General features: G+C 73.1%; 17 protein-coding genes. 12 read left to right on the top strand and 5 right to left on the bottom strand.

Annotation, left to right across the window (positions count from 1 at the left end; translation table 11 throughout):
• Window positions 1-65 precede the first annotated feature (65 nt).
• Entirely contained in the window at window positions 66-1,229 is a 1,164-nt protein-coding gene (locus tag AB0G01_RS23480; RefSeq protein ID WP_360948878.1) for a tetratricopeptide repeat protein, read from the bottom strand.
• 107 nt (window positions 1,230-1,336) lie between these two features.
• Entirely contained in the window at window positions 1,337-4,573 is a 3,237-nt protein-coding gene (gene icmF / locus AB0G01_RS23475) for a fused isobutyryl-CoA mutase/GTPase IcmF (RefSeq protein WP_360948876.1), read from the bottom strand.
• Window positions 4,574-4,974: 401 nt separating this feature from the next.
• Here icmF and AB0G01_RS23470 point away from each other — a divergent pair, with 401 nt between their 5' ends.
• The 6 genes from AB0G01_RS23470 (at window position 4,975) to AB0G01_RS23445 (ending at window position 10,271) form a co-directional block, all read left to right on the top strand.
• Complete coding sequence (locus tag AB0G01_RS23470; RefSeq protein ID WP_360948874.1) at window positions 4,975-5,133, top strand: hypothetical protein; 159 nt, start codon at window positions 4,975-4,977, stop codon at window positions 5,131-5,133.
• Between the two features lie 101 nt (window positions 5,134-5,234).
• Entirely contained in the window at window positions 5,235-5,858 is a 624-nt protein-coding gene (locus tag AB0G01_RS23465; protein WP_360948872.1) for an alpha-ketoglutarate-dependent dioxygenase AlkB, read from the top strand.
• 155 nt (window positions 5,859-6,013) lie between these two features.
• Window positions 6,014-7,078, top strand: a complete 1,065-nt coding sequence (locus AB0G01_RS23460) for a cobalamin-independent methionine synthase II family protein (protein WP_360948870.1) — start codon at window positions 6,014-6,016, stop codon at window positions 7,076-7,078.
• A 170-nt stretch (window positions 7,079-7,248) separates the two neighbouring features.
• Window positions 7,249-8,277, top strand: coding sequence for a carboxymuconolactone decarboxylase family protein (locus AB0G01_RS23455; RefSeq protein ID WP_360948868.1), 1,029 nt, complete (start codon window positions 7,249-7,251; stop codon window positions 8,275-8,277).
• Between the two features lie 199 nt (window positions 8,278-8,476).
• The gene (locus tag AB0G01_RS23450) at window positions 8,477-9,052 is read left to right on the top strand and encodes a hypothetical protein (RefSeq protein ID WP_360948866.1); all 576 of its coding nucleotides are present in this window, start codon (window positions 8,477-8,479) and stop codon (window positions 9,050-9,052) included.
• 4 nt (window positions 9,053-9,056) lie between these two features.
• Window positions 9,057-10,271 (top strand): DUF6239 family natural product biosynthesis protein, encoded by a 1,215-nt coding sequence (locus AB0G01_RS23445; RefSeq protein ID WP_360948864.1) that lies wholly within the window; start codon window positions 9,057-9,059, stop codon window positions 10,269-10,271.
• A 127-nt stretch (window positions 10,272-10,398) separates the two neighbouring features.
• On the opposite strand, the gene AB0G01_RS23440 is transcribed toward AB0G01_RS23445, so the two are convergent.
• Window positions 10,399-10,890, bottom strand: coding sequence for a MarR family transcriptional regulator (locus AB0G01_RS23440; protein WP_360948862.1), 492 nt, complete (start codon window positions 10,888-10,890; stop codon window positions 10,399-10,401).
• Between the two features lie 88 nt (window positions 10,891-10,978).
• On the opposite strand from AB0G01_RS23440, the gene AB0G01_RS23435 reads away from it, so the two are divergent.
• Complete coding sequence (locus AB0G01_RS23435) at window positions 10,979-11,524, top strand: YceI family protein (RefSeq protein WP_360948860.1); 546 nt, start codon at window positions 10,979-10,981, stop codon at window positions 11,522-11,524.
• Between the two features lie 375 nt (window positions 11,525-11,899).
• Entirely contained in the window at window positions 11,900-12,403 is a 504-nt protein-coding gene (locus tag AB0G01_RS23430) for an ATP-binding protein (RefSeq protein WP_360948858.1), read from the top strand.
• On the opposite strand, the gene AB0G01_RS23425 is transcribed toward AB0G01_RS23430, so the two are convergent.
• Complete coding sequence (locus tag AB0G01_RS23425; protein WP_360948856.1) at window positions 12,400-13,272, bottom strand: EamA family transporter; 873 nt, start codon at window positions 13,270-13,272, stop codon at window positions 12,400-12,402. The two genes, AB0G01_RS23430 and AB0G01_RS23425, sit on opposite strands and share 4 nt — an antisense overlap.
• A gap of 220 nt (window positions 13,273-13,492) precedes the next feature.
• Here AB0G01_RS23425 and AB0G01_RS23420 point away from each other — a divergent pair, with 220 nt between their 5' ends.
• Complete coding sequence (locus tag AB0G01_RS23420) at window positions 13,493-14,107, top strand: GTP pyrophosphokinase family protein (protein ID WP_360948854.1); 615 nt, start codon at window positions 13,493-13,495, stop codon at window positions 14,105-14,107.
• Between the two features lie 64 nt (window positions 14,108-14,171).
• Here AB0G01_RS23420 and AB0G01_RS23415 read toward each other — a convergent pair whose 3' ends face one another.
• Window positions 14,172-14,600 carry a nuclear transport factor 2 family protein gene (locus AB0G01_RS23415; RefSeq protein WP_360948852.1) on the bottom strand — a complete coding sequence of 143 codons (429 nt, stop codon included), beginning with the start codon at window positions 14,598-14,600 and terminating at the stop codon, window positions 14,172-14,174.
• An 83-nt stretch (window positions 14,601-14,683) separates the two neighbouring features.
• Between AB0G01_RS23415 and AB0G01_RS23410 the strand changes: the two genes are divergently transcribed.
• The 3 genes from AB0G01_RS23410 (at window position 14,684) to AB0G01_RS23400 (ending at window position 24,535) form a co-directional block, all read left to right on the top strand.
• Window positions 14,684-15,253, top strand: a complete 570-nt coding sequence (locus tag AB0G01_RS23410) for an ABATE domain-containing protein (RefSeq protein WP_360949179.1) — start codon at window positions 14,684-14,686, stop codon at window positions 15,251-15,253.
• A gap of 361 nt (window positions 15,254-15,614) precedes the next feature.
• Window positions 15,615-16,880 (top strand): serine hydrolase domain-containing protein, encoded by a 1,266-nt coding sequence (locus tag AB0G01_RS23405; protein ID WP_360948850.1) that lies wholly within the window; start codon window positions 15,615-15,617, stop codon window positions 16,878-16,880.
• Window positions 16,881-16,984: 104 nt separating this feature from the next.
• Window positions 16,985-24,535: an amino acid adenylation domain-containing protein gene (locus AB0G01_RS23400; protein WP_360948848.1), complete on the top strand. Its 7,551-nt coding sequence runs from the start codon at window positions 16,985-16,987 to the stop codon at window positions 24,533-24,535.
• The last annotated feature ends 2 nt before the right edge of the window (window positions 24,536-24,537 follow it).

Here is a 24,537-nt window from a genome sequence, read left to right as displayed (position 1 = left end):
CGACACCGCAAGCGCCGCGACCACCAGCACGGCTCACGCGAGGGTCCGGCCACCGCCGGCACGGCTCACGCGAGGGCCTCGACCACCGCCGGCGCGGTCGGGTCGATCCGGTGCGACAGCCGGTAGGACGCCGCCGCCTCCTCCCGGCGGCCGAGGCGGGCCAGCGCCCAGCCCCGGTAGAACGCGGCGCGGGCCGCCGGCAGGCCGCCCAGCGCGACCCCCTCGGCGAAGGCGTGCACGGCCTCGTCCGGCCGGTCGGCCGCGAGCAGCGCGTCGCCGCGGATCGCCCACGTGCGGGAGTCCTCGGGGCTGAGCGCCACCAGCTCCCCCGTCGCCGCCACCGCCCGGTCCGCGTGCCCGGTCCGCAGGTGGGTCCGCGCGATCGTCTCGTGCAGCGGGTAGGCGAAGTCGTCCCAGGCGAGCCGGTCGAGCGCGGTGCCGGGGCGGACCGACCGCTGCTCGGCCAGCGCCCGGTCGAGCAGGTCCCAGGCAGCGGGCACGTCCCCGCGCAGGAACGGCACGAACGCCAGCGCCCGGTAGTGCGCCTGGCGGAGCAGCGGCTCGTCCGGCGCGGTCGCCTCGACGATCGCGGCGGCCTCGTGCAGCGCGGGCGTCACCGCACCCCGCCGGCCGTTGCGGACCAGCACGAACAGCGCCAGGGCGTGCCGCTCGGCGGTCGGCAGCGCCGAGCGCGCCCCGGCCAGCGCCCACGCCTCCACCCCGGCCGCCGACGGCCGCGACCAGAACAGCACGGCGAGCTGCTTGACCGCGCGCCCCGGCGTCCACGCGGTCGACTCCCCCATGCCCAGCACCTCCGCCGCGTGCCGCTGGTAGCCCAGCCGCAGCAGCAGGTCCGCCGCCACCACCGGGTCGTGCCCGGCCCGCGCCCGGTCCAGCACCCGCCACCACAGCGGCGCGGCGAGATCCGCCGGGAACGCGGCCATGTCCGGGCCCAGCGCGTCCACCCGGCCGTGGCTGGCCGCCGCGAACACCCTGGTCGCCGGGTAGGGGTTGGTGTTGAAGCGGGGCAGCGCGGCGGCGGTGCCCTCCGCGAAGTGCCGGGCCACGGCGTGGGTGACCTCGGCGAGCCGGGACGAGCCGGGGCCGGGCTCGCGCAGCCCCAGCCACACCGGGCAGCGCACCGGCACGCCCGCCGACGCCAGCGCCGCCAGCCGGCGGGCCAGCGCCCTCGGCCCGGGGTCCGGTTCGTAGCGCGGTACGGCGGGCACGCGCCCTCCTCCCGTCGACCCCGACCGCCACCAGGTGCGGTCCCGACGCCCGCGCCGCGCCCAGGCGGTGCCCCGCCGGCGTCCGCGCCGACGGGGCACCGACGGGCTCACACGTTGCGCCGGTACTGCCCGCCCACCTCGAAGAACGCCTCGGTGACCTGGCCCAGCGTGCACACCCGCGCCGCGTCCATCAGCACCGCGAACACGTTCTCGCCGGTCTGCGCGGCCTCCTTGAGCCGGCGCAGCGCGGGCTCGGCCTCCACGGCGTGCGCGGCGGCGAAGGCGCGCGTCCGGTCGACCTGCGAGCGCTTCTCGTCCTCGGTCGCCCGCGCCAGCTCGATCGTCACGTGCTCCCGCTCGCCGTTGTCCGGCAGGAACGTGTTGACGCCGATCAGCGGCAGCGACCCGTCGTGCTTGCGCTGCTCGTAGAGCATCGACTCGTCCTGGATCCGGCCGCGCTGGTAGCCGGTCTCCATCGCGCCCAGCACGCCGCCCCGCTCGGAGAGCCGGTCGAACTCCAGCAGCACCGCTTCCTCGACCAGGTCGGTCAGCTCCTCGACGACGAACGAGCCCTGCAACGGGTTCTCGTTCGACGACAGGCCCCACTCCTTGTTGATGATGAGCTGGATGGCCATCGCCCGGCGCACCGACGACTCGGTCGGCGTGGTGATCGCCTCGTCGTAGGCGTTGGTGTGCAGGGAGTTGCAGTTGTCGTACAGCGCGCACAACGCCTGGAGCGTGGTGCGGATGTCGTTGAAGTCCATCTCCTGCGCGTGCAGCGACCGGCCCGAGGTCTGCACGTGGTACTTGAACTTCTGCGAGCGGTCGTTCGCGCCGTAGCGCTCCCGCATCGCCACCGCCCAGATCCGCCGCGCCACCCGGCCGATCACGCTGTACTCGGCGTCCATCCCGTTGGAGAAGAAGAACGACAGGTTGGGCGCGAAGTCGTCCACGGACATGCCGCGCGCCAGGTACGACTCGACGTAGGTGAACCCGTTGGCCAGGGTGAACGCGAGCTGGCTGATGGGGTTCGCGCCGGCCTCGGCGATGTGGTAGCCGGAGATGGACACCGAGTAGAAGTTGCGGACCTTCTGCCGGATGAACCACTCCTGGATGTCGGCCATCATCCGCAACGAGAACTCGGTGGAGAAGATGCAGGTGTTCTGGCCCTGGTCCTCCTTGAGGATGTCGGCCTGCACCGTGCCGCGCACGTTCGCCAGCGCCCACGCCCTGAGCCCCGCCGCCTCCTCCTCGGTCGGCTCCCGGCCCTCGGCCGCCCGGAAGGCGTCGACCCGCTGGTCGATCACGGTGTTGAGGAAGAACGCCAGGATGGTCGGCGCGGGACCGTTGATGGTCATCGACACCGACGTGGTGGGCGAGGTCAGCTCGAAGCCGTCGTAGAGCGCCTTCATGTCGTCCAGGGTCGCGATGGACACCCCGGACGTGCCGACCTTGCCGTAGACGTCCGGCGGGGTGTCGGGGTCGCGGCCGTAGAGCGTCACCGAGTCGAACGCGGTGGACAGCCGGGTCGCCTCCGACCCCTGGGACAGGTACTTGAAGCGGCGGTTGGTGCGGAACGCGTCGCCCTCGCCGGCGAACATCCGGGCCGGGTCCTCGCCGTCCCGCTTGAACGGGAAGACGCCCGCGGTGTAGGGGAAGTAGCCGGGCAGGTTCTCCTTGCGCAGGAAGCGCAGGAGCGTGCCCCCGTCGTCGTACCGGGGCAGCGCCACCCGGCGGACCTTGTTGCCCGACAGGGTCTCCCGGGTCAACCGGGTGTGGATCTCCCGGTCCCGCACCCGAACCACGAGTTCGTCGCCGCTGTAGTCCTCGACCACGCCCGGCCACGCCTCCAGCAGCTCCGCGGACACCCCGTCCACGTGCTTGTCCGCCTTGGCCAGCAGGTCGGAGATCGCCGCCGTGTCGTGCCCGGCGGCGGCCAGCTCGTCCCGCGCGGCGCGCAGGTGCGCGGCCCGGCGCACCGCGTCCACGTGCGTCTCGGTGGCCCGGTGGTAGCCGCGCACGGTCTCCGCGATCTCCGCCAGGTACCGGGCCTTGGACGCGGGCACGACGGTCGACGCGGCCGTGGAGACCTTGCCGGCCACCGGGAGCAACGCACCCGGCGACACCTCCAGCCCGCGCCGCACGAGTTCGTCGCGCAGGTGCTGGTAGAGCGCCGTCACGCCGTCGTCGTTGAACGTCGCCGCGCTCGTGCCGTAGACCGGCATCTCCTCCCACGAGACGCCGAACGCCTCGCGGTTGCGCACGAGCTGGCGGGCCACGTCCCGGCGCGCGTCCTCCGCGCCCCGGCGCTCGAACTTGTTGATCGCCACCGCGTCCGCGAAGTCCAGCATGTCGATCTTCTCAAGCTGCGACGCCGCGCCGAACTCCGGCGTCATCACGTACAGCGAGTGGTCGACGAACGGCACGATGGCCGCGTCGCCCTGGCCGATGCCGGGCGTCTCCACCACCACGAGGTCGAACCCGGCGGCCTTGCACGCCAGGATCGCGTCGGCCAGGCCGTCGGGCACCTCGCTGCCCGCGCGCCGGGTCGCCAGCGACCGGAAGAACACCCGGTCGCCCTCCAGGCAGTTCATCCGGATGCGGTCGCCGAGCAGCGCGCCGCCACCGCGCCGCCGGGTCGGGTCGATGGCCAGCACGGCGATGCGGAGCTTGTCCTCCTGGTCCAGCCGGAACCGGCGGACCAGCTCGTCGGTCAGCGACGACTTGCCGGAGCCGCCGGTGCCGGTGATGCCCAGCACGGGCACCGGCCGGGCGGCCCGCTCCATCCGGTCCCTCAGGTCCGCGGGCAGCGCCCCGGCCTCGATCAGCGTGATCGCCCGCGCCAGCACGTCCTCCGAGCCGGCGAAGAGGCCGTCCCAGGACGGCGGGGCGGCGGCGGACAGGTCGTGGTCGCACGACTCGATCATCGAGTTGATCATCCGGGCCAGGCCGAGCTGCTGGCCGTCCGCCGGGGAGAAGATCCGCGCCACGCCGCGCGAGTGCAGCAGCTCGATCTCCTCGGGCACGATGACGCCGCCACCGCCGCCGAACACCTTGATGTGCTCCGCGCCGCGCTCGGCGAGCAGTTCGACCAGGTAGCTGAAGTACTCGACGTGCCCGCCCTGGTAGGCGCTGATCGCGATGCCCTGGACGTCCTCCTGCACGGCGGCGGCGACGACCTCGCGCACCGAGCGGTTGTGACCCAGGTGGACGACCTCCGCGCCCTGGGACTGGAGGATGCGGCGCATGATGTTGATCGCCGCGTCGTGGCCGTCGAACAGGCTGGCCGCCGTGACGAAGCGGACCGGGTGCTGGGGGGTGTGCAACGGGGCAACGGCAGACACGACGGCTCCTTCGGCATCGCGGAACTGGCCCCAGATTACTAGGACATCCATCTATCGGAAGTACAAGTGTTGTGTGTGTCGTCTCACGCGGCACGCGGACGACCTCCACGGTGCGGCCGGGGCCCACCGTGCCACGGGCGCGCTCCGGCCGCGCGACCGCCCCCGCGGCCGACCCGATCACCTGGGCGGACGCCCGCGCGGACCGGTCGCCGCGCGACACGCCGGCCCGCGAAAGGGGGACTCTCCCGCACCCGATCCGTCCGTTGTGGAACGATTACCCTCCGCGCTGGTCGATCCGGGGCCGGCGAATTCCGGCAGGCGTTGATCCGTTTGCCAACCCTGGCCGTTCCCCTGTTCGCAGGCGCGTGTAGCTTTCGCTTGAAAGGGGTACGTGACCGCCCATGAGCAGTACACCGATCTACGACGAGCTGGCTGCCATCCTGCTCGCCGACCAACCGGTGAAGCCCGAGGCCAAGCCCGCCGTCGCGGAGCCGGTCGAGGACCCGGCCAAGCCGGTCCGCACCGGCGGTCGGAGGCGCAAGCCCGAACCGGACGCGTGATCGTCGGCCGCGCCGCCGGCCGAGCTGATCTTAAGTCGGCACTGAAGGAATAATGATCGCTGCGGTCGAACGTCTGTTCGACCTCGGCTAGGCTCCGCGTCATGCAGGTGTCGCTGTTCGACAGCGGCGCGGAGCCCCTCGGCCTGCGCCCGCTGACCGGTGTCCGCCGCACCGGCCTGGACGACCGGGCGTGGATCGACGTGCTGCCCGGGTGGCTGACCGGAGCGGACGAGCTGTACCGGCACCTGGCCTCGACGGTGCCGTGGCGCGGTGAGCGCCGGCAGATGTACGAACGCGTGGTGGACGTGCCACGCCTGCTGTGCTTCTACCGCGAGGACGCTCCCCTGCCCCACCCCGTGCTCGACGCCGCCCGCGAGGCGCTCAGCGCGTGGTACGCCGACGAGCTCGGCGAGCCGTTCCGCACGGCCGGCCTCTGCCACTACCGCGACGGGCGCGACAGCGTCGCCTGGCACGGCGACACGATCGGCCGGGGCGGCACCGAGGACACCATGGTCGCGATCGTCTCCGTGGGCGCGCCCCGCGCCCTCGTGCTGCGCCCGCGCGGCGGCGGCGGCGGCGCGACCGTCCGGTACGCCCTGGGCCACGGCGACCTGGTGGTGATGGGCGGCTCCTGCCAGCGGACGTGGGAGCACGCCGTGCCCAAGACCACCCGCCCGGCGGGCCCCCGGATCAGCGTCCAGTTCCGGCCGCGCGGGGTCCGCTGACCGCGTTCGGTAACACCGCGTCGGCCCGCGTTCCCCCTTTTCGGCGGATGTCCTTCACCATTCGGCCGGTAGGCAGTGCGCTGATCACCCGCCTACTGTTCCTCCTCACGCCGTCCCCACCGGCGCGCCCGGACCACTAGTCCCAGGGGAGACCCGTGCGCATTCCCACCGAGCCCATCGGCAGCATTCCCCGACCCGGGGAATTGATTCAGGGCCACCACGACTTCGCCGCCGGGAACATCGACGCGGAGACCCTGCGCGACCTCACCGACCAGGCCGTCGGGGACACCGTCCGGCGGTTCGAGGCCACCGGCTCGCCGGTCGTCTCGGACGGCGAGCAGGCCAAGCCCAGCTTCCTCACCTACCCGGTCTCCGGCATCGCCGACCTGGCCCCGGACGGCCTCGTGGTGCCGTTCTCCGACGGCCACACCCGGCAGCTCCCCCGGCTGACCAGCGGTCCGTTCCGGTACACCGGGCACGCCGTCGACCACCTGCGCGCGGCCCTCGCGCGGACGTCGGTGCCGGTGAAGCAGGCGGTGATCGCACCGTCCGCGCTGAGCCTGCTCTACCCTCCGGACGGCATCGACGGCTACTCCCGCGAGCGGTTCCTGGCCGACCTGCTCGACGAGGCCGAGGCCGACATCCGGGCCTGCCTGGACGGCGGCGCGCACAGCGTGCAGCTCGACTTCACCGAGGCCCGGCTGTCGCTCAAGCTCGACCCCTCCAAGGGCGTGCTGCACGACCTCATCGCGGTGAACAACCAGGTGCTGGACCGGTTCTCCGCACGGGAGCGCACCCGGATCGGCGTGCACACCTGCCCCGGCGGCGACTGGGACTCCACGCACAGCGCCGACGTGGACTACGCCGAGCTGCTGCCCGACCTGTTCACGCTGCGCGCCGGCGCGTTCTACGTGGGACTGGCGGGCGAACCCGACCGGCGGCGGGTGCTCGGCGTGATCCGGGACGCGCTGCCCGAGGACCGCCGGCTGTTCGTCGGCGTGATCGACCCGATCGACCCGGTCGTGGAGACGCCGGAGCAGGTGCGGGACCGGGTGCTGGAGGCCGCCGAGTTCATCCCGGCCGAGGCGCTGGGCACGTGCGACGACTGCGGGTTCGCGCCGTTCGCCGACGACACGTCGACCTCCCGCGAGACCGCGTTCGCCAAGATCGCCGCCCGGGTCGAGGGCACGAGGCTGGCCGGGGAGGTGCTGGGCCGCTGAGCGCGGCCGGGGACCGGCGCGGGACGCCGCCCACTTCGAACGTGCGGGCTATCGGGCAGGTCCGGCCCCGGCACGTGCGTCCGGGCGGCGGGGCGTGGTAGCCAACAGGGGCGTGAAGGAACCCACTCGTCACGGCGCGTCCGCCGGCGCACGCAACCCCGGGAGCTCCCATGGGCATCGTCCGCACCGCGCTCCGCCGATCGCTGAAGCGGATCAAGCACGTCTCCCCCGTCCGGCCGGGCGACGCGCGGGAACCGGTCTCCACCGTCTACGCCGAGGTGGAGGCCGGCTTCGGGCTGCTGGCCGCGCCCGTCGCGCTCCACTCGCCCTCGCCGACCGCGCTCACGGCGTCCTGGGTGCTCGTGCGCGAGACCCTGATCGCGTCCGGGTCCGCCTCGCGGGCCGCCAAGGAGGCCGTGGCCGCCGCCGTGTCGCGGCAGAACGCCTGCCCGTACTGCGTCACCATCCACACCGCGACCCTGGACCGGCTGACCGACGAGCCGCCCGCCGCCGACGAGCCGCCCGCCGCCGACCAGCCGCCCGCCGCCGGCGGGTCGCTCACCGCCGTCGGGGCGTGGGCCGACCGGTCCGGCGCGGAGCGGCCCTTCCCCGCCGCGCACGGGCCCGAACTGCTCGGCGTCGCGGTCGCGTTCCACTACCTCAACCGGGTGGTGAACGTGTTCCTGGACGACTCGCCGCTGCCGAGCGGCGCACCTGTGGTCGCCGAGCGGCTGCTCGGGCGGTTCATGGCCGGCCGGGCTCGGGCAGACCACCCGTCCGGCACGTCGCTGCGGCTGCTGCCCACCGCTCCGCTGCCGCCGGACCTGTCCTGGGCGGCCGGCCACGCGGTGGTCGGGGACGCGCTCGGCCGGGCGGCGGCGGCGTTCGAGGCGGGCGGCGGGCGGGTGCTGTCGGACGCGGCGCGCGAGCTCGTGACCTCGCGGCTCGCCTCCTGGGACGGCACCGCACCGGGACTGGGCCGGGACTGGGTGCGGGACGCCGTGTCCGGGCTGCCCGCCGACGACCGACCGGGGGCGACCCTGGCGCTGCTCGTCGCGTTCGCCTCGTACCAGGTGGACGACGCGGTGGTGGCGGCGTTCGGTGGCGACGACGCGGCGCTGGTGGAGTTGGTGGCGTGGGCGGCGTTCGCCGCCGCGCGGCGGATGGCCGCCTTGACCTCGCGGACCTCCCGGGTGTGAGCGGCGGTTCCCGCCGGCCGCTCCCCCGGCCCGAACCGGCGTGACGCGGAGATTCGCGGCGTGCGGCACGGGCGTGCGACACGGGCGATTTCTTGTGTCGTGCGCAGAACCGGCGTACTGGCCCGACCAGGGTCACAATCAACCGTAACGCCGTTATGCTCGACTCCTCACCCCATCCGCCGGACGCACGGGAGGATCTGTGGCACACACCGGAGTCCGATCGACCGCCGTGGGCGGCACGACCGGTTTGCTGGCAGCGCTGAACACCCGGTGGCACAAGGCGGCGCTCTACGGCTTCATGTTCGTCGTCATCGCCCACTGGGTCGAGCACATCGTCCAGGCGGTGCAGATCTACGCGCTGGGCTGGCCGGTGCCCCGGTCCCAGGGCGTGCTCGGCCTGTGGTTCCCGTGGCTGATCAGCTCCGAGGTCCTGCACTACGGCTTCGCGCTGGTGATGCTGGTCGGCCTGTTCACCCTCCGCAAGGGCTTCACCGGCCGGTCCCGCACCTGGTGGGGCCTCGCGCTCGGATTGCAGTTCTGGCACCACGTCGAACACCTGCTGCTGATCGTGCAGTCGTCCACCGGCGCGTTCCTGCTCGGCCGTCCGGTGCCGACCAGCGTCATCCAGCTCATCGTGCCGCGCGTGGAGCTGCACCTGTTCTACAACTTCGTGGTGTTCGTGCCGATGGTGATCGGGATGGTGCTGCACATGCGCCCCACGCCGGCCGAACGCGAGCAGATGCGGTGCACGTGCGCGGTCCCACGCGCGGTGTGACGTCGTGCACGAGCACGGGGCGGTAGGTCTGCCGCTGGGCTTCACGCTCCTGCGGCTGCTGCTGCTGATCTCGGTGACGGTCGTGGCGGGCTGGGCCCTGGCCCGCCCGTTCACCGCCGGCGGCCCGCTGACCCGGCGGGTCGTCACCGCCGTCGCGGCAGCGGGCGGCCTGGTCGCGCTGCTCGTGGCCGACGCGTCGTGGCTGCCCGGCCCGGCGGCCGTCGCGGTGATCGCGGTCCTGCTGACGCCCCCGGTGCTGCGCGGGGAGGTGCCGGTGCCGGCGCGGGTCGTGCTGGCGGTCGTCGTGCTCGCCGCGACCGCCGCCGCGCTGTGGTTCACCGGCCCGCCGCTGTCCGGCGCGCACATCGTGCTGCTGGCCGGGTTCGCGGGCGTGGGGTGGGCCGCGCTGTGCCCGCCCACGGTCGTGGTGCGGGTGGTCGGCGCGGGCCTGGCCGTCGCCCTGCTGGCCGGCCTGGCCCAGGTGACCCTCGCGGGGCACCTCGCCACCCCGCCCGCCGGTCCGGTGCTGACCCGGGTCGTGGTGGCCGGCGAGCCGGTGGACGTCCTGGTCGCCCCGCACCGGCCGGGCTGGAACGTCGTGCGCGTGCCGGACGCCCCGCTGCGGGTGGGCAACGCCCGCGACGCGCTGGTGGAGGCCGGCCCGCGGCCCGGCACGACCGGCCGGTGGGCGCTGGTGTGGCTCGACCCGGGCCGGGGCTCGCTGTGGCTGGGCCGGGGCGAGGCCCGCGCGACCGTGCCGGTGAACCCCGGCCGCGACCCGTGGACCGGTCCGGACGTGCGCGGGCCGGACGGGACCGAGTACGCCGACGCCGCCCTGGCCGCCCTGCTGGCCGGCAGGCCCGAACCGCCGTGGCCGGCGTTGACCGATGCCGACGTCCGCGCGTTGCGGGCCCAGGTCTCCGCGCTGCCCGGGAAGTTCGCGCTGGTGTCCGACTCGTCGACGCGGTCGGCGCGGGCGGCGGCCGAGGTCCGGGCCGAGGCCGCGCGGCGCGGTCGGGTGATCGTGCCGGACGCGCCCGACGTGCTGGTCGTCGGCGGCGAGGCGACCGGCGGGCGGGTGCACCTCGCGCCCTGGCTGCGCCCACCGGACCTGGACACCCCCGACGGCCGCCGCTACGCCCGGGTGCTCGCCGACGCGTTCCCCGGCACCCGCCCCACCCGGCCCGGTCTGGCCGCCTGGCGCGGCGACGGCGATTAGACGAGTGGTGCGCGCCCCGGTCGCCGGTCAGGCGACGCGGCGCGCGGGCGGCGGTGGCGACCCGACTGGCCGGGCGGCGGCGCTCCGGTCGCGCGGTGCGCGGGCGTCGGGTCCGGGTCCGGCGCGGTCAGAACTCGCCGATCTCGGCGCGCGCCTGGGCGCACTCGGTCCGCAACCCGTTCTCCATCGCGCGGCTGATGTCCTGCAACGACGCCAACTGCGCCGGCGTCAGCACGTCGAAGAGGTGTTCCCGCACGGCCGTGACGTGCCCCGGGGCGGCGGCGGCCAGCACGGCGAAGCCGGGATCGGTGAGCCGGGCGACCGAGCCGCGCCGGTCGGACGCGCACGCCTGGCGCTCGACCCAGCCCTCCTTCTCCAGCTTGGCCACCGCGTGGGAGAGCCGGCTCCGGGACGAGTGGCAGTTCAGGGCCAGCTCGCTCATCCGGAGCGACCGCTCCGGAGCCTCGGACAGCGCGACCAGGATCTCGTAGTACGCCATGGGCATGCCGGCGTCCCGCTGCAACTGCCGGTCCAGGTTCTCGGTGAACTTGGTCACGGCGGTCCTGAAGTCACGCCAAACCCGCTGCTCCTCGGCGCTCAGCCACCGCACGTCGCTCATGGTCCCATCATACGGCCGTTGTTGAGAGTTCAATCAGGATGCGCTATGTTCGGTTGAGAGTTCAACCAGACCGACCGAGAAGGACAACATGACCTCGCAGACTGCGCAGATCCCCGGCTACCTCGTGGGCACCTGGGCCATCGACCCGGTGCACTCGGACGTCTCCTTCGTCGTCCGCCACCTGGGCGTCTCCAAGGTCCGCGGCCACTTCGACACCTTCGAGGGCACCATCGTGACCGCGGCGAACCCGCTGGACTCGACGGTCAACGCCACGATCTCCACCGCGTCCGTCAACACCAAGAACGAGCAGCGCGACGCCCACGTCAAGGGCGAGGACTTCCTCGACGCCGAGAAGTTCCCCGAGCTGACCTTCGCCTCCTCGGCGGTGCGCGCCAACGGCGAGGGCTTCCTGGTCGAGGGTGAGCTGTCCCTGCGCGGCGTCACCCGAGCGGTGACCCTGGAGCTGGAGCTCAACGGCTTCGGCGAGGGCTTCGAGGGCGCGAAGGTCGCGGGCTTCTCCGCCAGCACCGACATCAGCCGCAAGGCGTTCGGCGTGACCGGCGGCCCGGCCGGTGCCGCGGTCGGCGACAAGATCACGATCCTGCTGGAGATCGAGGCCGTGCTCCAGTCCTGAGGCCGCTCCCCGAGGGGGCACCGACGTCGAAGGGCCCGCCGAGCAGTCGGCGGGCCCTTCGTCGTGCGTGGCCGGGGATCACCGAGCGTGCTCGGCGCGAGGGGTCAAGTCCCGGAACGGGTGGACCCCGATATTCCCTTCGGTCGAGCATTTCGGTACTTTTCCGGACACCGCCGTGACTACCGGTGAACGATGAGCCCGCAAGCCCCGGACGAGGATGTGAGCCGGGGGGCGCTTCCGGTCCCCGACCGAAGCAACCCCGACTCGATCCGGACACGGTCCGCTCACGGGTTCTGGACCAGGTGGGTGACCGGAGGCGCACTCATGGCACCATCTGGCGCGGCACGCGCCGGACGCAGGCGAGGAGGGATCGGTGTGAACGCCCAGACCGAACAGGTCGACGACCTTCGACTCGTCGCGTTGCCCACAGCGATCACCGTCGCGGACATGTTCGTGCGCTTCTCCCTGGGCGAGTGGCGGTTGCGCGGCATGCAGGACGAGGCCGCGCAGACCGTGCGGCGGCTCGTCGGCGCGGCCGTCGACGTGGCCGACCCGCGCGCCCCGGGCCTCCTGCTGGTGCGGCTGCGGCTGAGCGGCAGCCACCTGGTGGTCGAGGTCGAGGGCTTCCGGGTGGCCCTGCCGCCGGAGCTGGCCGGCGGGCGGGCCGGACTGGTGGACCTCACGGCCGGCGGCCGGCTCGCGTGGTGCGAGCTGACGCTCCCGTCCGGGATGAACGCCTCCGCCGTCCCCCTCCCCCGCCGCGAACCCCGCCGCTCGCCGGCCGCCGAGAAGCTCGGCGACGAACCGGACGTGGACCCGGAACTCATCCAGCGCATCCTCCACGGGCTCGGCGGCGCGGCGGGGCGGCGTCCCGACTAGGAGGTCGGCGCGCCGCGACCACCCGGCGCGGTCCGCCGGGCGAGCGCGACCAGGGCGAGGCCCAGCAGGGCCATGCCCGCCCACGAGATCGGCGGCAGCCGTTCGTGCAGCACGACCACTCCGAGGACCGCCGCCACGGCCGGCTCGGCGAGGGTGAGCGTGGTCGCCGCGGCGGCGGTGGTGTGCCGCAGGCCGTGACCGAACAGCAGGTAGGCGACGAACGTGGTGAACACCGACAGGTGCACGACGACCGCGATGCCCTCCACGCTGCCCAGCCAGGACACGCCGAGCACGAGGAGGACCGGCAGGGTGATCGCGGAGGCCCCGCCGAACACGGTGCCCACGACGGCCCGCGACGCGTGCCCCCGGGCGATCAGGTGGGCGCAGACGACCGAGTACGCGGCGTAGCACAGGCCCGCGACCAGGGCCAACGCCACTCCGACGAGGTCTACGTGGGCATCGCGCCCGCCGAGGACGAGGACCGCGCACCCGGTGACGGCGGTGAGCGTGACCAGCGGGCGGGCCCGGGTGCCGAGCACGATCGGCGCGGTCGCCAGGGCGACGGCGGTCGCGACCGCCACGCCGGTGCGCGCCACGGCCGGGTAGAACGCGAGCGCGTACCCGGCGACGGTGACCGCGCCGAGCAGGAGCAGCCGGCGGTCGGCGGTGCGCAGCACGGCCCGGGTGCCCCGAGCGGTGCCGAAGAGCAGGCCGCCCCCGAGCACCAGACCCGCCGCGCCGACCGCCGAGGCGGGTGCGGACGCGGGGGCGAGCGAGCTGACGGTGCCGGTGGTGCCCCACAGGAAGCAGGCCGCGAGGATCGGCAGCGGACCTCGGGCGAGACGTGCGCGTACGACAGGGGACGACAAGGGTTCTCCGTTCGCGGAAGTGACGTACGTCGCGAACGGGCGCACCGCGCGGGGGGTTGCGTGCCGGTGCCCGGCACCGGGCCACCGGGGGCTGGGCCGCCGGGGAGGGCCGGGCGGGCCGGGGTGCGCCCGTCAGGCGACCGGCGGCGGGAGAACGACGTGCCAGTGGATGTCCACGACCCGCATCGTAGCCGGGCCGCGGGCCGGTATCCTGGGGATCATGGACATCGGCGTGGCGGATGACCTGCTGCGGCGGTCCCTGTTGGTCTACAAGTTCGCGGTCGACGAGCTCATGACGAAGCTCCGCATCCTCAGCGAGGAGTTCGACCTCGTCCACCAGCACGATCCGATCGAGCACGTCACGCACCGGGTCAAGCGGCTCGACGCGATCCTGGACAAGTTGCGGCGCAAGGGTTTGCCGGCGGATCTGGCGCTGGCGGCGGAGCACCTGGACGACGTCGCCGGGGTGCGCGTGGTCTGCCCGTTCGTGACGGACGTGTACCGGGTGCGGGACATGCTGGCCCGGCAGAGCGACGTGGAGATCCTGAAGACCAAGGACTACATCGCCGCGCCCAAGCCGAACGGGTACCGGAGCCTGCACCTGATCGTGCGCATCCCGGTGTTCCTGTCGGACCGGGTCGAGAAGGTGAAGGTGGAGGTCCAGTTGCGGACCATCGCCATGGACTTCTGGGCCACCCTGGAGCACAAGCTGTTCTACAAGTACGACGACCAGGTGCCGGCCGGGTTCGTGGACGAGCTCACCAGCACGGCGGCCATCGCCGCCGAGCTGGACGCGCGGATGGAACTGCTGCACCTGGCGATCCAGCGCGACTGACCACCACCCGTGCTCTGAGCTGCGGTTTCCCGGCCGGGGGCAGCGGGCGGCCGGCGCGCCGGCGCTAGGCCGGGGGCAGGTCGTCGGTCGAGTCCGGATCGATCCGGCGCTCGGCCTCGGTGATGCCGAGGTCGTTGATGCTCGCCTCCCGGCGGCGCATGAGGCCGTTCGCCGCGAACTCCCAGTTCTCGTTGCCGTAGCTCCTCCACCACCGACCCCCGTCGTCGTGCCACTCGTACTGGAAGCGGACGGCGATCTTGTCGGCCGACCAGGCCCACAGCGACTTGCGCAGGGCGTACCGGTGTTCGCGCTCCCACTTGCGGGTCAGGAAGGCGACGATCTCCGCACGACCGGTGATGAACTCGGACCTGTTGCGCCACAACGAGTCCACTGTGTACGCCGCCGCGACGCGGTGCGGGTCGCGGGTGTTCCAGGCGTCCTGTGCCGCGCGGACCTTGCGGCGGGCGGACTCCTCGTCGAACGGCGGGATCATCGGCGAACCTTTCTCACGGTTGGGTGCGGGTCTTGACGTTAGAAGATCGCCCTAACGGTTGCAAGTGCGTGTTAGCGTTAGATGTGTTGCCCGACGAGCCCCGCCCCGTGCGCCTGATGAACACGATCCGGGCGGACCGGTCCGGCCTGCACGACGACTTGTCGTCCGTCGACGGACTCGTGGCGTGGCTGGGCGGCGACGGTGACGTCGGTGGTGATGGTGACGTCGATGACCGCACCCTTCAGGCATTCCACTCGTTGCGGCTCGCACTCCGGGACCTGGCCGGCGTGGTGACGGAAGACACTCGGGCAATTTCGGCCGCTCGTGATCTCCCCCGGGCCGTTGCCGAGGTGAACTCGGCGGTCCGCCGGGCGGCCCGCTGGCCGCAGTTGGACGTGGTCGGTGACGACCTCGTCCGACGCACCGCCAGCGCGGCCCCGGACGCCGTCCGGGTGCTCGCGGCGACGGCGGCCGAGGCCGTGGAGTTGTTCGGCGGGGAGCGGCGCGCGCTGCTCAGGGCCTGCTACGCGCCGGGCTGCGTGCTCTACTTCGTGAAGGACCACCCCCGGCGGGAATGGTGTTCGCCCGCCTGCGGGAACCGGGTCCGGGCCGCCCGGCACTACCGGCGGGTCACTTCGCGGGACGCCGGCTAACTCTCGGCAAACGACGCCGCCCACCCCTGGTTACGGGGCTGTTGATATTTCTTGGAAAGCCTCCCGGGGAGGCGTGGAAAGCCTTCTTGCGGCTACCCTGTAGACGGATTACCCGTTGACAGAAGTCCATGCCAGGCGAGTGCGAATAATCCTCGCAATAGCCCCCTAGTTACGGAACGTCCTGGTCCAAACCAGGCCGTTCGAGTGAACCGCGGAGATCAATCCAAGAACGTGCGGTTACGCCTCGACAAACCGGGGAATCTATACCCAGCAGATGCTCCGTTTGGCGGTCGCGATGATCCTGGAACGGCCGTCAACGTTGGATCGAAGCCAAATGGCTCATTCCTGCAAAGGACCTTCGATGGACACCGATCAACTCGCGCGTCGATTAGCCGACCTCGTCCGCGACCACCACGTCCCCGGCGCGCAGCTCGCCGTCCACCACCCCGGTGACGGCCTCTGGACCACGTCGGTCGGTCTGGCCGAGGACGCGGCCGTGCCGATCGGCTCGATCACCAAGACCTTCACCGCGACCGTCGCGATGACCCTCGTCTCGGACGGGGACCTCGACCTCGACACCCCGCTCCCCGACGTCGACCACCCCCTGACGCTGCGCCACCTGCTCAGCCACACCGGTGGCCTCCCCTCCGACCCGGACGACATCCGCACCACCTCGCTGCGCCGCCACGCCCTGGAGGCGGGGCGCACGCTCGTCCCCCTGCACAGCCCGGGAGCGGGCTTCTCCTACTCCAACATCGGCTACGTCCTGGTCGGCCACCTGATCGAGGTGGCCACCGGAATGTCCTGGTGGGAAGCCGTGGACGCGGTCCTGCTGCGTCCGTTGGGGTTGCGACCGCACTTCACCGTGGGACCCGAGGAGGACCGCAACGTCGTCGCCGGGCACGCGGTCAACGCGGCGCAGCGCCGGGCGGTGCCGGTGAGCCAGTCGCTCGCCCTCGTGGACGCGCCGGCCGGCGCGCTGGCCGCCAGCGCGACCGACCTGGTGACGTTCGGGCGCATGCTGGCGGGCGCGCCGCCGCACCTCGTGGACGGTGCGGACCTGGCGCTGATGCGCACCCCCGTGCGGCACGCCGAACCCTTCGGGATGGCCGACGGCTGGGGCCTGGGGCTCGCCCTCTACGAGCGCGACGGGGTGGCCTGGGTGGGCCACGACGGCACCGCCGACGGCACCTCGTGCCACCTCCGGATCAATCCGGCGGACGGGACCGTGGTGGCGCTCACCACGAACGGGAGCAGCGGGTTCGCCTTGTGGCGGGATCTCGTGCCGGTATTGGCCGAGGCGGGGCTCCCGGTCGGCGATTACGACGGCCTGGGCGACCTGCGGGACCCGATCGCGCCGCCGGAGGGCTGCACCGGCAGCTTCGTCAACGGCGACGTCGAGTATTCCGTGCAGCCCACGGAGCGAGAAGTGCTCAAGCTCACGGTGGACGGCGAGCCGTTCGCGGATCTGTCCCTGTTCGACGGCCTCGTGTTCGAGATGCGGGATTCCGACACGGGTGATACGAGCCAGACCGGGCGTTTCCTGCGGGACCCGCGTGGGGGCGGGATCCAGTGGATCCAGATCGGTGGCCGGCTGGCTCGCAGGCAGGTCCCGGAAATGGTCTGAAAATCACGTTTCAACGTCCTTCGTCGCGGGTATGCCGCGGCCCGCGCACGAACCCCGGAAAGGCTCTGCTCGCGATGACGTCTGCCCAAAACCTGCCGAGATTGGTGAGCGCACGGGTCGCGTGCGCACCTGACGCGCCGGCGATCGTCTCCGCCGAGGAGACGGTCACCTACCGGCAGTTGGAGGCGCGGGCCAACCAGCTCGCGCACCTGCTGATCGCGAAGGGTGCCCGCGCGGAACGGGTGGTCGCCGTCGCGCTGCCGCGCTCGGTGGACAACGTCATCGCCCGGCTCGCGGTGCTCAAGACCGGGGCCGCCTACCTGCCGGTGGACCCCGCCTACCCGGCGGACCGCATCTCGTTCATGATCGACGACGCCCAGCCGCTGCTGGTGCTGGACGGCCCGCTGGACGTCGCCGGGTGGCCCGACACCGAGCCGGGCGTGGAGATCGCCGCCGACCAGCCCGCCTACGTGATCTACACCTCGGGCTCGACCGGGCGGCCCAAGGGCGTCGTGGTCACGCACCGGGGGCTGCCGGCGTTCTCGGCGGCCGAGGTGGAGCACTTCGACGTGCGGCCGGGCGACCGGGTGCTCCAGTTCTCCTCCCCCAGCTTCGACGCCTCGGTGCTGGAGTTCTGCATGGCGCTGCCCGCCGGGGCCGCGCTGGTCGTGCCGCCGGAGGGGCCGCTGCTGGGCGACCAGCTCGCGGACGTGATCGAGGAGTTCGGCGTGACGCACGCGCTGATCCCGCCGGTCGCGCTGGCGACGGTGCCCCGGCGCTCGCTGCCCCGCTTCCGGACCCTCGTCGTGGGTGGCGACGCGTGTCCGGCGGACCTGGTGGAGCAGTGGGCACCGGGTCGTCGCATGATCAACGCCTACGGGCCCACCGAGTCGACCGTGGTGACGTCGTGGAGCGGGCCGCTGGTGCCCGGCGGGACGCCGCCGATCGGCCGGGCGATCCCCGGCACGGCGGTGCGGGTGCTGGACCCGGAGCTCGCGCTGTGCGACGAGGGCGAGCTGTACGTGACGGGGGTCGGGCTGGCCCGGGGCTACCTGGGGCGGCCGGGGCTGACGGCCGCGCGGTTCGTGGCGGACCCGTTCGGTCCGCCCGGGTCGCGGATGTACCGGACCGGGGACCTGGTGCGCCGGTCCGCGGACGGGTCGATGGAGTTCGTCGGGCGGGCGGACCACCAGGTCAAGATCCGCGGGTTCCGGGTGGAGCCCGGCGAGGTCGAGGCGGTCCTGGCCGGGTTCCCCGGCGTGCGGCAGGTCGTGGTGGTGCCGCGCGACGAGCCCAAGCGGCTGGTCGCGTACGTGGTGGGTGCGGTGGACGGGCTGCGGGAGGGGCTGGCGGCCACGCTGCCCGACTACATGGTGCCCGCCGCGTTCGTGGAGCTCGACGCGTTCCCGCTGACGCCCAACGGGAAGCTGGACCGGGCGGCGCTGCCCGCGCCGGTGGTCGGCGAGCTGCCGGAGGACTTCGTCGCGCCGCGCACGGAGGAGGAGCGGCGGGTCGCGCGGGTGTGGGCGGAGGTGCTGGGCGTCGCGCACGTCGGCGCGCGGGACGACTTCTTCGCGCTGGGCGGTGATTCGATCCTCGCGGTGCGGGCGCTGGGGCGGCTCGGCGGCCTGCCGGTGCGGGCGATGTTCGAGCACCGGACGGTCGAGGCGCTGGCGCTGGAGCTGCCAGTGCACGAGCCGATCCCCCGGATTCCGCGCGGGGACGGAGTGCCGCACGGAGTGCCGCACGGGGTGCCGTTGTCGCCGGCTCAGCGCCGGCTGTTCTCGTTGGACGGCACCGCCGAGCAGAACACCGCGTTCGGGTTGCGGCTGACCGGGCCGCTGGACGAGCAGCGGCTGGCCGACGCGCTGAACGCGCTGGCGCGGCGGCACGACGCCCTGCGCACCACGTTCGACGTCGTCGACGGGGTGCCGGTGCAGATCGTCGCGGCCGAGGGCACGATCCCGCTGGCGGTGGGCGACGAGCGGGACCTCGCGGTGCCGTTCGACCTGCGGCGGGGGCCGTTGACCCGGGCGGTGCTGCTGCCGCGCAAGCTCGACGACCACGTGCTGGTCCTGGTGCAGCACCACATCGTGACCGACGGGTGGTCCGCCGGGCTCCTCGTCGAGGAGCTCGCGGCGCTCTACGCCGGGGACGAACCGGAGCCGGTGACCGCGCAGTACCCGGACTTCGCGGTGTGGGACGCGGCGCGGCCGGTCGGCGACGTGGCGTACTGGCGGGACAAGCTGGCCGGGCTCGAAACCCTGGACCTGCGGACCGACCGGCCGCGCCCGGCGCTGCGGACGTCGTCGGGCGCGGTGCTGCGGCGGCCGTTGCGGGCCGACCTGGTGGAGCGGTTGACCGGGGTGGGGCGGGCGCACGACGCGACGCTGTTCATGACGCTCACCGCCGCGGTGCAGGTTTTGTTGTCGGCGCGCAGCCGGCAGCGCGACATCGCGCTGGGCACGGTGACCTCGGGGCGCGACCACGCCGACCTGGCGCGGGCGGTCGGGTTCTTCGTGCGCACGCTGGTGCTGCGGTCCTGGGTCGACCCCGAGTTGCCGTTCACCGGTTTCCTGGACCACGTCCGGGACACCGTGCTGGACGCGTTCGCGCACGACGACGTGCCGTTCGACCGGGTGGTGGCCGAGCTGGGCCCCGACCCGGACCCCAGTCGCACGCCGCTGGTGCAGGCCGTCGTGGCGTTGCAGCCGCCGCTGGTGCGCGAGGCCGGCTTCGGCGATCTCACGGTGGCCGAGCACGACCTGCCGCGCCCGAACGCGCGGTTCGACCTGGTCGTGGAGTTCTGGCCGCGTGCCGACTCGCTGGCGTTGACCATCGAGTACAACACCGACCTGTTCGACCGCACCACCGTGGAGGTGTTGGCGGACGACCTGGAAACGCTGCTGCACAACGTGGTCGAGGAGCCGGACCGGGAGTTGCGGCGGCTGGTGGCGCTGGACTTCCCGCCCGACGACACGGTGCGCGTGCGCGGTGTGCGGGTCGACCCGGGCGCGGTCGAGGACGCGTTGCGGCGGCACCACGAGGTGGCGGACGCGGCCGTGGTGGCGACGGACCGGCGGCTGGTGGCCTACGTGACGCCGGCGGTGAACTCCGCCGCGCTGCAAGGGTTCCTGGCGCAGGTGCTGCCCGCGCACAGCGTGCCGACGACGTTCGTGGGGCTGGACCGGCTGGATCGGGACAACCTGCCCGCACCGCCCGAGGAGCCCCGGGTCTACGTCGCGCCGCGCACTCCCGTGGAGAGCGTGCTGGCCGGGATCTTCGCCGAGGTGCTGGGCGCGGCGAGAGTCGGCGTGCGGGACAACTTCTTCGCGCTGGGCGGCGATTCCATCCTGGGCATCCAGGTGGTCACCCGCGCCCGGCAGGCCGGGCTGGTGCTGACCTCCCGGGACATCTTCGCGCACCAGACGATCGCGGCGCTGGCCCCCCACGTGACGCGGGACCTGCCGCCGGTCGCCGACCAGGGCGCGGTCACCGGCGACGCGCCGCTCACGCCGATCCAGCGGTGGTTCCTGGGCACCGGTTCGACGTTGTTCGACCAGACGTTGGTGGTGGACTTCGACCACGACGTCGAGCCGGACGCCTTGCGCGCGGCGGTCGACGCGCTGGTCGGGCACCACGACGCGCTGCGGATGCGCTTCGAGGGCGACCGGCAGGTCAACGAGCCGGTCGGCTGGGCGAGTCCGCTGCTGCGGGCGGAGGTGCTCGACGCGCGGTCGGTCCGGCTGGTGGCGCACCACCTCGTCGTGGACGGGGTGTCGTGGCGCATCCTCGCCGAGGACCTGATGACCGCGTACCGGCAGGCGGTCGACGGGAAGACCGTCCACGTCGGGGACAAGACCACCTCGTTCCGGGACTGGGCCCGGAGGCTGCACGAGCACACCACGTCCGGCGGGTTCGCGGCCGAACTCCCGCACTGGACCGCCGTGTCCGGGGAGGGCGTGCCGACCGACCGGGACGGGGCGAACACCTTCGCCACCACGCGCGAGGTGACCGTGCGGCTCACCGAGGCGGAAACCTCGGCGCTGCTGCGCGACGTGCCGGAGGTGTACCGGACCCAGGTCAACGACGTGCTGGTGACCGCGCTGGGGCGGGTGCTCGCGGACTGGACCGGCCGGGACCGGGTGCTGGTCGACCTGGAGGGGCACGGCCGCGAGGAGCTGTTCGACGACGTCGACCTGTCCCGCACGGTCGGCTGGTTCACCACGGTCTTCCCGGTGGCGCTGGACGTGCCCCGGGACTGGGGCACGGCGCTGAAGTCGCTCAAGGAGCAACTGCGCGCGGTGCCGGGGCGCGGCATCGGGTACGGCGCGCTGCGCTACCTGGCGGGCGGGCCGGCGTGCGACCCGGCGGTGAGCTTCAACTACCTGGGCCGCTTCACCGGCCAGCGGGACCTCGACCTGGTGGCCGACCCGGACATGCCGCGCCCGCACCTGCTCGACGTCGTGGGCAAGGTGCAGGACGACCGGCTGGAGTTCTCCTGGTACTACAGCTCGGCCGTGCACGACGACTCGACGGTGGCGCGGCTGGCCGACGCGTACGCGGTGGCGCTGCGGGCGGTCCTGGCGCACTGCGCGGAACCCGGCGCGGGCGGGCGGACCCCGTCGGACTTCCCGCTCACGCGGCTCACCCAGGAGCAGGTGGACCGGATCACCGGCGAGGACGCCTACCCGCTGACACCCATGCAGGCCGGGATGGTGTTCCACGGCCTTGGCGAGCGCGGCGTGTACTTCCAGCAGACCACGTTCGTGGTGGACGGGGTGCCGGACTCGCAGGAGTTCGCGCGGGCGTGGCAACGGGTCGTGGACCGGACGCCCGTGCTGCGCAGCTCGGTGCTGTGGGAGGACGTCCGCGAGCCGTTGCAGGTCGTGCACGCGCGCGCCGAGGTCCCGTTCACGTTCCTGGACTGGAGCGGGCTGGACGAGGCCGAGCGCGCCGGGCGGCTGGCCGCGTTGCTGGCGGCGGACAAGGAAGCCGGGATCGACCTCGGGGTCGCGCCGCTGATGCGGATCGCGATCGTCCGGCTGTCCGCCGGGTCGGTGCGCGTGCTGTGGACGTTCCACCACGTGCTGCTCGACGGGTGGAGCGTGTTCCAGGTGCTGTCCGACGTGCTGGGCGAGCCCGCCGAGCGGCAGCCGTTCCGGGACTACGTGGCGTGGCTCGCGGCGCAGGACGACGAGGCCGCGGAGCGGCACTGGCGGCAGGTGCTCGGCTCGTTCGAGTCCCCCACGCCCCTGCCCGTCGACCGGCCCGCGACCGGGTCCGCGACCTCGTCCGAGCGGCACGCGGTCGAGCTGACCGAGGCCGACTCGGCCCGGCTGTACGAGTTCGCCCGTGCCCACCGCGTCACGCCCAGCGCGATCGTGCAGGGCGCGTGGGCGTTGTTGCTGGCCAGGTCGTCCGGGCAGCGTGACGTGTGCTTCGGCGCGACGGTCTCCGGGCGGCCGGCGGACCTGCCGGGCGTGGACGCGATCACCGGCATCTTCATCAACACCCTGCCGGTGCGGGTCGAGGTCGACGGTGCCCGCCCGGTGGCGGACTGGCTGCGGGAGCTCCAGGCCGCGCAGGCCGAGTCGCGCCGGTTCGAGCACGTGCCGCTGACCCGCTTGCAGGCGTGGAGCGGGGTCGAGGCCGGCACCGGGCTGTTCGACAGCGCGGTGATCTTCGAGAACTACCCGGCCGACCTGGCCGACGGGATGGGGCTGCGGGAGCTGGAGGCGGTCGAGACGACCAGCTTCCCGCTGAGCGCCACCGTCTACCCGGCGGACCGGCTGGGCGTGCTGCTCGGCTACGAGCCCGCGATGTTCGACGCGGACACCGTGGTCCGGTTGGGCGAGCGGCTCACGACCCTGCTGGTCGGCCTGGTCGCCGACCCCGACCAGCCCGTGGCGCGGGTGCCGTGGCTGTCCGACGCCGAGCGCCACCAGGTGCTGGTGGAGTGGAACGGCCAGGGCACCGGTGCGCCGTCCTCGACCATCCCCGGCCTGTTCGCGGCCCAGGCCGCCCGGACGCCGGACGCGGTCGCGGTCACGTTCGAGGGCTCTTCCCTGACCTACCGCCAACTGGACGAGCGCGCGAACCGCCTGGCGCACCACCTCGTCGGGCTCGGCGCGGGTCCGGAGCGGTTGGTCGCCCTCGTGCTGCCCCGCAGTGCCGACCTGGTCGTCGCGGTGCTCGGCGTGCTGAAGTCCGGCGCGGCGTACCTGCCGATCGACCCGTCCTACCCGGCGGACCGGATCGCGGGCACGATCGCGGACGCCCGGCCGGTGGCCGTGCTCGACTCGCTGCCGGAGGTGTCCGGGTACCCCGCCGTGGCACCGGCGGTGCGGCTGACCCCGGACAACGCGGCCTATGTGATCTACACCTCAGGCTCGACCGGGAAGCCGAAGGGCGTGGTGATCCCGCACGGCAACGTCGAGCGCCTGTTCTCGGCCACCGACCACTGGTTCGACTTCGACGAGAACGACGTCTGGACCCTGTTCCACAGCTACGCCTTCGACTTCTCGGTCTGGGAGCTGTGGGGTCCGCTGCTGCACGGCGGACGTCTCGTCGTCGTCCCCTACGACGTCTCCCGCTCACCGAAGGACTTCGCGCGCTTGCTGCGCGACGAGGGCGTCACCGTGCTCAACCAGACGCCCTCCGCCTTCTACCAACTGCTGCCCGAACAGCCCGACCCGCGATACGTGATCTTCGGCGGCGAAGCCCTGGACCTGCACAAAGTCCAGGACTGGCAGGGCAGCGGCGCGTTGATCAACATGTACGGCATCACCGAGACCACCGTGCACGTCACCTACACCGAGGCCGACGGCAGCATCGGCGTCCCCATCCCCGACCTGCGGGTCTACGTGCTCGACGAGGACCTCCAACCGGTGCCGCCCGGGGTCCCCGGCGAGATGTACGTGGCCGGGCCCGGCCTGGCCCGGGGCTACCTCGACCGGCCGGGGCTCACCGCGTCGCGCTTCCTGGCGAACCCCTACGGCACGGCGGGTTCTCGCATGTACCGGACCGGCGACCTCGGCACCTGGCTCAACGGCGGGCTGCACTACCTGGGCCGGGCGGACCAGCAGGTGAAGATCCGCGGCTTCCGGATCGAACTCGGGGAAATCGAAACCGTCCTGGGTGCGCATCCTGCCGTCGCCCAGGTCGTTGTGCTGGAGCAGGAACAGCGTTTGGTGGCGTACTACGTGCCGAACGGGGACGTGCGGGTTTCGGAACTGCGCGGCCACGCTTCGAGTGCGCTGCCCGAACACATGGTTCCCACGGCGTTCGTGGCACTGGATCGACTGCCGCTCAACGCCAACGGCAAGTTGGACCGCGTCGCGCTCCCCGCGCCCGAGCGCGACGCGGTCACCTCCGACCAGTACGTCGCACCCCGCACCGAGACCGAAGAGGCCATCGCCGCCATCTGGGCCGATGAACTGGACGTCGACCGGGTGGGCGTGGAGGACAGCTTCTTCGCGCTGGGCGGCGATTCGATCCGCAGCCTGCGCATCACCTCCCGGACCAAGGCGGCGTTCGCCGTCGAGCTCTCCCCGCGGGACGTGCTGACCGCGCGCACCGTGTCCTCCCTCGCCGACCTGGTTGAAGACCTGGTGCTGGCCGACCTCGAAGCCCTCCTCGACCGGGAAGCGTGAGC

Source organism: Actinosynnema sp. NPDC023587 (assembly GCF_040640215.1).
In the GTDB taxonomy this organism is placed as follows: domain Bacteria; phylum Actinomycetota; class Actinomycetes; order Mycobacteriales; family Pseudonocardiaceae; genus Actinosynnema.
This window is presented reverse-complemented; position numbering and strand designations above follow the sequence as displayed.